This is a genomic window from Aliiruegeria sabulilitoris (assembly GCF_001558155.1).
Lineage (GTDB): Bacteria > Pseudomonadota > Alphaproteobacteria > Rhodobacterales > Rhodobacteraceae > Tropicimonas > Tropicimonas sabulilitoris.
In genome coordinates this window covers 1-7,778 of record NZ_LOAS01000067.1, presented here as the reverse complement: position 1 = coordinate 7,778, position 7,778 = coordinate 1, and the positions used below count along the sequence as shown (strand labels likewise).

General features: G+C 57.7%; 6 protein-coding genes and 1 pseudogene. 4 read left to right on the top strand and 3 right to left on the bottom strand.

What is annotated here, in order from left to right:
* Positions 1-817 (bottom strand): LLM class flavin-dependent oxidoreductase (locus AX756_RS25380; RefSeq protein ID WP_082739357.1); only part of this gene is annotated, 817 nt, incomplete at its 3' end.
* Between the two features lie 244 nt (positions 818-1,061).
* On the opposite strand from AX756_RS25380, the gene AX756_RS24200 reads away from it, so the two are divergent.
* A complete protein-coding gene (locus AX756_RS24200; protein WP_068318335.1) occupies positions 1,062-2,000 on the top strand; it encodes an AraC family transcriptional regulator in 939 nt (312 codons plus the stop codon).
* A 317-nt stretch (positions 2,001-2,317) separates the two neighbouring features.
* Here the strand turns inward: AX756_RS24200 and AX756_RS24195 are convergent, their stop codons facing one another.
* Together AX756_RS24195 and AX756_RS26925 are read right to left on the bottom strand one after the other, a co-directional pair.
* On the bottom strand, positions 2,318-2,569 hold the full coding sequence (locus tag AX756_RS24195; RefSeq protein ID WP_068318332.1) for a hypothetical protein: 252 nt from the start codon (positions 2,567-2,569) through the stop codon (positions 2,318-2,320).
* Between the two features lie 344 nt (positions 2,570-2,913).
* On the bottom strand, positions 2,914-3,036 hold the full coding sequence (locus tag AX756_RS26925) for a hypothetical protein (RefSeq protein WP_438938421.1): 123 nt from the start codon (positions 3,034-3,036) through the stop codon (positions 2,914-2,916).
* Positions 3,037-3,169: 133 nt separating this feature from the next.
* On the opposite strand from AX756_RS26925, the pseudogene AX756_RS24190 reads away from it, so the two are divergent.
* The 3 genes and pseudogenes from AX756_RS24190 to AX756_RS24180 all read left to right on the top strand — a co-directional run.
* A pseudogene (locus AX756_RS24190) lies at positions 3,170-4,195 on the top strand (IS91 family transposase); the annotation flags it as partial.
* 910 nt (positions 4,196-5,105) lie between these two features.
* Positions 5,106-5,558, top strand: a complete 453-nt coding sequence (locus tag AX756_RS24185) for a hypothetical protein (protein ID WP_156461677.1) — start codon at positions 5,106-5,108, stop codon at positions 5,556-5,558.
* Positions 5,559-5,634: 76 nt separating this feature from the next.
* Complete coding sequence (locus AX756_RS24180; RefSeq protein ID WP_197431139.1) at positions 5,635-7,212, top strand: DUF1254 domain-containing protein; 1,578 nt, start codon at positions 5,635-5,637, stop codon at positions 7,210-7,212.
* Positions 7,213-7,778 lie beyond the last annotated feature (566 nt).

Here is a 7,778-nt window from a genome sequence, read left to right as displayed (position 1 = left end):
TCTCAAGATAGGCAGGTAGTATGAACTCGCGCCAGCAACGACCCATAATGCCGTTGACCGCACAGTCTCGTGCCTCGGCGTCTGTTGGAGCGACATAAATGTCCCGTACTATCCGCCAAGCCTCTGGATCTGGAGACAGGCCGCTCCGTTCGGCGCCTTTCTGCACAGTACGCCAGTGCAAAGCGGTGCACGATCCGTCGGGATCGACACTTAGGCTGATTGGAATGTAACCTTTCTCTCCCGCAAACCTGAGGTTGCGAGATGAAGGCGTAATCGCGGCGATTGCGATTGGCGGATGAGGTTGTTGAAGAGGTTTGCAATCACGGCCGAGCCAAGGCAGCGAAATCCCTGTCGCTTCCATAGACCCGCGTCCATATTCGATTTTTGGGGCTTCCGTTTGCCAGAGATCCACCATCGTTTCGATCAATTCGAACGACAAACGGCTACTTCGCCCGACCTCAGCTTCAGCAATTATGTTATCCGCAGGGAGCGACCTGACACCGATGCCAAGCTGTATCCGTCCATTGGACACGTGATCGAGATAGGCAATCCGATTGGCCATTTCGATCGGATTGTTGTGAGGCAGCAGGTATCCCAACGTTCCGAGCCGAATTCGATTTGTTTCAAACAGAGATCTTGCGATAATCAGTTCTGGAAGATCGCATGTACCCCAAGAGGTAGCGATCTGCTCCCCGATCCACGCCTCGTCCAGCCCGAGCTCTTCCAGTCTGACCAGCTCTTCCAATTCCCAGCAACGGTTGTCGGAGCGCGAACGCTCAGGCGGACGAGATGGGACTAGAAAGGCGCCGAGTTTCATCTTTCGCTGAGCCTTCTGACAGCTGAAGATCACACATACAGACGAACGGGATATCGGCGCTACCGCTATGCAGATCCGGCCAATCTTTTTTTGTGTTTAAAAGCAATGGCTTGAGATTGCCGTGCATTCTCCGGGGATACCTCAGCGTACTCCGGTGGAATTCGAACTTGTGCTATGTCAAGGTGAGCCAAGATGAATCTAAGTAAGTTGATCCGAACGAGCTAGCGCGAGGCCACGGTCATCTATGAGACAATCACAGTTCACCAATTTCGATCAATTTGTCGAAAGCAACGCGATGATCGATGCTCGGTTTATTCCGACGACCGGTGGTCAGATGCTGTTTAGAGAGGAAATTTTGCCGACCGGTCAATGCCTGATCCAGAGGGCCTATACTAATACGGGATTTATTGCCGAGGGCTCCGGATCATCAGACTACTACACATTTTATGTTCCTTTACAGGCGGGCACTCTGGTATCCAGCGGCAATACGATGACTGAAGATGCCATCAGCGTGAACGAACCTGGCGCTGAGTTCTGCGTAAACGTTAGCGACAAGGGGTCGTGGCAACTTTTTGCTGTGCCGAAACATACAATCGAAAAGCGATACGGACTTGAAAGACGCACACGACGCTGGAGATACAGTGTCAGGAACCAACGGTTGTTGGCGGATCGTTTCCGGGTTTACGTTGCCCAAGCAATTTCGGCGATTTCCCAGCGCCCCACAATGGAGACATCCCCTGCGATCCGAATGATGGAGGCCGACTTGGTTTCGCTGCTTGCTCCTTTGCTGCAGGTCGAGATCGGGCGGAAAGGAAGACCAGCGGAAGAGATCGAATGTTCGTACCGAACAAAAGCTACCGTTCTGAAGAAGTCGATTGAGTACATTAGGGAATTGAAAAACTACCCGATTCATGCGTCGGATTTGGCGATTGCTTCGGGTGTCTCCGAACGCACGCTACGGCGAGTTTTTCAGGAATTCTATGGAGTTGGTCCACGCACATTCATTCTGGCCAGACAACTAGAAAAGGTCCATCAAGACTTGAGACAATCGAATCCGGCCGAAGCTACCGTGACCGACGTCTTGACACGTTGGGGTGTATGGGAATTCGGACGGTTCTCCGGAAGATACAAGCAGTATTACGGAGTTCTCCCTAGTCAGACCTTGCACAGTATCTGTTTGTGAATTTGTCGAGGCCATGGAGTCGCTGCGCTTACCGGAAGTTTCAACACGCGCGCTACCCTTTGATCTTTGGAGAGATCTGTTTTCGGATCGAGTGGGCGCGGTCGCCGGCCGGTGCGTTATTCCAAGATTCGGCCCCCCCTCACTGCCAAATCAAGTGAGCGACTGAATCGAAAGGATTCCGACCGGGCGTGTTCCGCTTTGCGACCGCACTCAAGACCAGGGCGCTCTGTTGGATTGTTATGACGCCGGCTCAGTTTGAGCCGGCGCTGTCGGTATAGGTTTATGCGCAGGTTACAGAGATAATTTACTTCACGTCGTCACTTGCTGGTGAGGATAGCGCGAATTGCAGCTTTCTGTTGATTATCAAGGGTGTCACCGCCGCTACTCATCACGTTCTTGACCGAAGCCAATTGTTCATCAGTGAGTGCGTCGACTTCCTCCTGAGTATACTCGATGCCTTTCTTGTCGAGGTAACTGGTGATTTCGTCGATGAGAGCCGCATTGTGCGAGTCTGCGAAAGCCGAAGTTGCGCCAACTAGGAAAGCGGCTAAGGCGAAAGTACGAAGCATGGTGGTTCCTCCAAAATGAGTCAGGGGCAAAGCTCCCTGTTATTGGCGTGTACGTCCGGCTATTCCACTCCCGGAGCGTGTATAGTAGTTGGACGGAATGTGAGTATGACCGCTATGCAGTTTCGGCCAATCGAGATTCAGCTAATAATTTTAGATACTTCCGCGAAGCTTGCGATTTGAAAGCCATCATTCAGGTCGAAAAAGTACGGATCGTTTTTATGTCAGGCGAACTTGAGTCGCCGACCAGTTCCCCAAATGCCCGCAGTTTGAGGTTTCGGGCCTCCGGCTTCATCATCTCCTGACCGGTTATTCAGCCGTACCTTCGATACTTCTCCGTGCAATGTTCAGCGTCTTCCCATTTTTTCGGCTTCGATGATTGGGCCCTGCGAGCCAACCTGAAGGCCCAACTGGTCATCGACGCCATGGACATGGCTGTTGGCCAGCGAAAACCGGATGGTGTCATCCATCACTCCTACCTGGGGTCGCAATACACATCCGTGGCTTTCGGCCTGCTCTGACGGCGTACGTGGCCGTGGCGCAGCCGTGACGTATCTGTCCCAAATCTGGGGACGTAAAGAGCGACCTCGTTACTGCGGCTTCGACCATTTCCAGCGGCGTGACAACTCCTGTAAGAACCGGCATTGCCCGAAGTGCCAGGGCCCCGCGGCGCGGGACTGGATGGCGGCACGAGCCGAGGATCTCTTGCCAGTGGAGTATTTCCACGTGGTCTTCACCGTGCCGGCCGAGGACGCCCGCATCGCCTGTTGGAACAAGCGGGCGGTCTACGGCCTGCTGTTCCACGCCTCGGCGGAGACCGTGACGACCATCGCCGTCGATCCCCGGCATCTCGGCGCCCGCGTCGGCATGACCAGTGTGCTCCACACCTGGGGCTCCGCACTGACACACCGTCCCCACATCCACATGATCGTGCCCGGAGGCGGCCTGTCGCCCGACGGCAGCCGCTGGATCGCCTTCCGCCCCGGGTTCTTCCTGCCCGTTCGGGTCCTGTCCCGGCTCTTCCGACGGCTGTTCTTGGAAGGGCTGGCGACGCTTCACAAAGCGGGCGAGCTTCGGTTCTTCGGCGACCTCGCGGGACTGGCCGATCCCGCAGCCTTCTCCGCCTACCTCGCCCCGCCGCGCACGGCCGAATGGGTCGTCTATGCCAAACCGCCCTTCGGCGGCACCGAGGCGGTGCTGGCCTACCTGAGCCGATACACCCACCGCGTGGCGATTTCGAACCATCGCCTGGTCAGCGCCGATGCCGACACCGTGGCGTTCCGCTGGAAGGATTACCGCATCAAGTCCGGCGACCGGATGAAGGTCATGCGGCTCACCACGGCCGAGTTCATCCGCCGCTTCCTGCTCCATGTCCTGCCCGACGGTTTCCACCGCATCCGCCACTACGGTCTGCTGGCCGGCGCGCGCCGCAAGGCCACCATCGCCCGCGTCCGCGAGTTGCTTGGCGCCGCGCCGCCTGAACGGGAAACGCAGGAGACTGCCGAGATCGTCCCGCTCACTCTGCGCGAACCGTGCCCCTGCTGCGGCGGCCCGATGCGCATCGTCGAAATCTTCCGTCGCGGGCAGAAGCCCTCATCCCGCGCACCACCCCGGGAGCAGGCCGCATGACGAAACACCCGTCCTTGCCGCGAATACCGCCCCGGTTCGTGCCCGCCGACCGGACCGCCCCCGGTGTGCCCCGTGCCACGATCCGTCCACGAACACGCGATCAACAAACCTGCCGGCACACTGAAATCACGATCGCACCCGATCGGGCAACCTCCCGCGGCCGACACTTTCTGACCGCACGACCGTCAGTACCCACCGTCGCAACCATCCGCAGCACATTTTGCCCATAGACAGCGCCCAGGTTCCCGCGGCTTCCACCTTGCGAGGATTTCCAACGCGGGCCGAGCTGCGCCCGAACACCACCGATCCGCTGCGGCCCGCATCGAAAATCCTTCAGCAAAGCGGATGAGATGGTGAGAGGGACACAACCCGACGCTTCTTGAACCTGGTGTGTGGATTGGCAGGGCGCGCCGCCCATGCCTTGGAGCCATTGAGGGAGAGGCGAGCGGAAACCCATCGGGGCTCGCGGCGACGATGTATCGGGCCGCTCAAAGAAGCCGGATATACATCAGCAATTGTAGTCGCCGAACCAGAACTACCAGAACGTTGCAATCAGGCGGGGTCCATATACATCCACACACGGAAGCGGATGTTGCAAGCGAATGGAGGCTCATACAGGGCTCCTGGCAGAAGATATCCCCAACGAGTTGCAAGGAATACTCTGGAATTCTGACACATTGTCAGATTTAGTGACGGGATGTCAGATGCACGCGCTACCGATTCTGCGTCCAAAAGCGTTCGGCCCATGCCGCCGAGCAAGGCTGCGATAACGCGGTCCGCCATTCTCGATGCAGGATCCGTATTCCTGGAGACCCGGCCATTTCGCGATCTCACCGTCGGCGGTCTCATGGCAACGACGGAGTACAGTCGCCCCACCTTCTATCTCTATTTCAACGATCTCCATGGATTCATGGAAACGCTTCTGGACGAAGTGAAAGTCGGGATCGTCGAAGGGGCGCGTGCCTGGCTCTCCAATGAGGGGGATGCGGTTGGGGGCCTGCGGCAGAGCCTGACAACCCTGGTCGATGTCGCCCACCAGCATGGCCCGATCCTGAAAGCCGTTGCGGATGCCGCGCCGGGCGATGCCCGACTGGAACGTGTCTGGGAGACGTTCCTGGGATCGTTTGATGAAGTGGTTTCGGCTCGCATTGCACAGGATCAGGCTGCGGGCATTACGCCAGACTTTGAACCGCTGCCGGTTGCGCGCGCATTGAATCGAATGGACGCCGGCATGCTCATTCACGCTTTTGGTTCGGGCGAGAAAGCCCCGAAAGACGCGGTGCTTTCGGCAATCATGCGAGTCTGGCTCTCGACGCTGTACCCATTCGACGCAGCCGCATCGATTGAAAATATCGGACGATAGCGACCAATTCCGCAAGGGCAGAGGTGCTTTTGAAAAAGGGCATGCTTGCGCCAAACGAAAAAAGGGAGGACGAAAGATGAATTTCACAAGGGCACTGGCTATCGCAGCCGGAATTGCCACGATGGCTGGAGGGCTCTGGGGCTCTCCGCTGGCGGCTCAGGAAGTGCCGGCAATGGAGATGACAACGGAGATACCGGAAGGCATTACCACGCCAGACAACATCCAGACCCGCGTGGGAGCTCTGAACTTCTTTGACGGTGTGCCAGATGTGGAATCCGCGCAGAAGGTGTACAACCTGCTGGACTTCACCCACGCCTACCAGGCTTTCCTCGATGGCACCAAGATTGCCTCGATGGACGCAATCCGCAAAGGCATCCTCGAATTTGGTCCGGCGAACACGACGGCCGTTCTGTTCGAGGGGCTGATGGATTCGAAAGCCCTGTTCCTGACCGCCAACACCACCAGCGTCTACATGTTCTCCTGGCTGGAGTTGGGCGACGAACCGATGGTGATCGAGACACCGCCCAACGTGCTCGGGTTCATCAACGATCACTGGTTCCGCTATGTCATCGATTTCGGCAATCTCGGGCCGGATGAAGGCAAGGGCGGCAAGTTCCTTGTCCTGCCGCCGGGCTACGAGGGTGACGTTCCCGAAGGCTACCATGTTGCCCCGACCTCCACCTATGGCAACTGGGTGATCTGGCGGGGCTACCAGAAGGATGGCTCGACGGATGACGCGGTCAATAACACCAAGGAGAAGTTCAAGATCTATCCGCTCTCCGAGGCGGAGAACCCGCCGGAAATGACCTTCGTGAATGCGTCTGGTCAGTTCATGAACACGATCCACCGGATGGACGAGAATATCTTCCACGAGATCAACGACGTTGTTCAGGCAGAGCCGTTGATGGGCGAACGCCCTGAGCTTTTGGGGCACCTCGCGGCAATCGGTATCGTCAAGGGACAGGAATTTGCGCCCGATGATCGGATGCAGGCGATCCTCAAGGCCGCTGCAAGCGCCGGCTCGGTCACGGTGAAGACCATCGTCTCCAAGCCACGCGACGAGCGGTTCTACTGGTATCCCGGCGAGAGCTACTGGCTGACGGCCTTCCCGGGCGGCGCCTATACCTGGGAGTTGGACGGGGTGACGCTGCATGACATCCGCGCCGGCTTCCATTTCTACGCCACCGGCATCACACCCGCGATGGCGCTCAAGAAGGTCGGCAAGGGCTCGCAATACGCCTTCACCTATCTCGATTCCAACGGCAACCCGCTGGATGGTGCGCGGACCTACAAGGTGAATGTGCCAAAGGACGTGCCGGCCAAGGATTTCTGGTCTTTCACGCTCTATGACAACCAGACCCGATCGATGTTGCAGACCGACGCCCAGTTCCCGGGGATCGGAAGCAACGACACCAGCGTCGCCCAGAATGACGACGGCTCCTACGACATCTACTTTGCGCCGGAGGCCCCGGAGGGCAAGGAAAGCAACTGGGTCCAGACCGTTCCCGGCAAGGGCTGGAACACGATTTTCCGCCTGTATGGCCCGCTGGAGTCCTGGTTCGACCAGACCTGGCGGCCAGGCGAGATCGAGTTGATCGATTTTGCCAGCAGTGCAAGCGACTGCGCCTGTGGCGCCGAAGAAGCAGCGAAGTGATCGAAAATGTTGGAAGCAGCCTGTCGCTGCTTCCAACAGCCCACTTGGGTCAGAATGGCGCGATGATATCTATCTCTGCACCGGTCGCAACGAAGATACGTCCCGTCCTACTTTCTGAAATCGGCGCCCACAAAGGTTGAGATTTCTCGACTGCGGCGAAGTCGGCATAGCAGCCTGCGTTGCAAGGTGCAGCATTTGGTATAGCGGGCTCCGAGCCGACTTGCGGCAGCGCAGTGAGCATCTCGGATTCAGGCGAATGTGGATGTCGGCTTTTGACGATAATCCGTGCGCGGTTCGCGCCTGCAGAGAAAGCCCGCTTCTCTAATTGGGCGTCTGGGTCAAGCTCGTTTCCTTTCATTCATCTCATTCATCGTTGGGATCGTTTCTCCGGGTCACGCTTCTCTTCGCAGTCTGGTTTGGCGTTCGAAGGGCGCCGCTGCATGCATGTGTCGGCTTGGCTGTGGAGAGCCCCGCTTTCCGGCGCGCTTCAAATTGCGCAGCAGACATTTTCGGCTTTATCCACACACCTCGTCCGGATGGACGATCCCGTTCAGGTCAGGTGGTCG

Bases quoted from the DNA above. Each gene is read 5' to 3' on its own strand.
- AX756_RS24200 (WP_068318335.1), top strand. From the start codon at position 1,062: ATGAGACAATCACAGTTCACCAATTTCGATCAATTTGTCGAAAGCAAC.
- AX756_RS24195 (WP_068318332.1), bottom strand. From the start codon at position 2,569: ATGCTTCGTACTTTCGCCTTAGCCGCTTTCCTAGTTGGCGCAACTTCG.
- AX756_RS24185 (WP_156461677.1), top strand. From the start codon at position 5,106: ATGGAAACGCTTCTGGACGAAGTGAAAGTCGGGATCGTCGAAGGGGCG.
- AX756_RS24180 (WP_197431139.1), top strand. From the start codon at position 5,635: ATGAATTTCACAAGGGCACTGGCTATCGCAGCCGGAATTGCCACGATG.
- AX756_RS26925 (WP_438938421.1), bottom strand. From the start codon at position 3,036: ATGGATGACACCATCCGGTTTTCGCTGGCCAACAGCCATGTCCATGGC.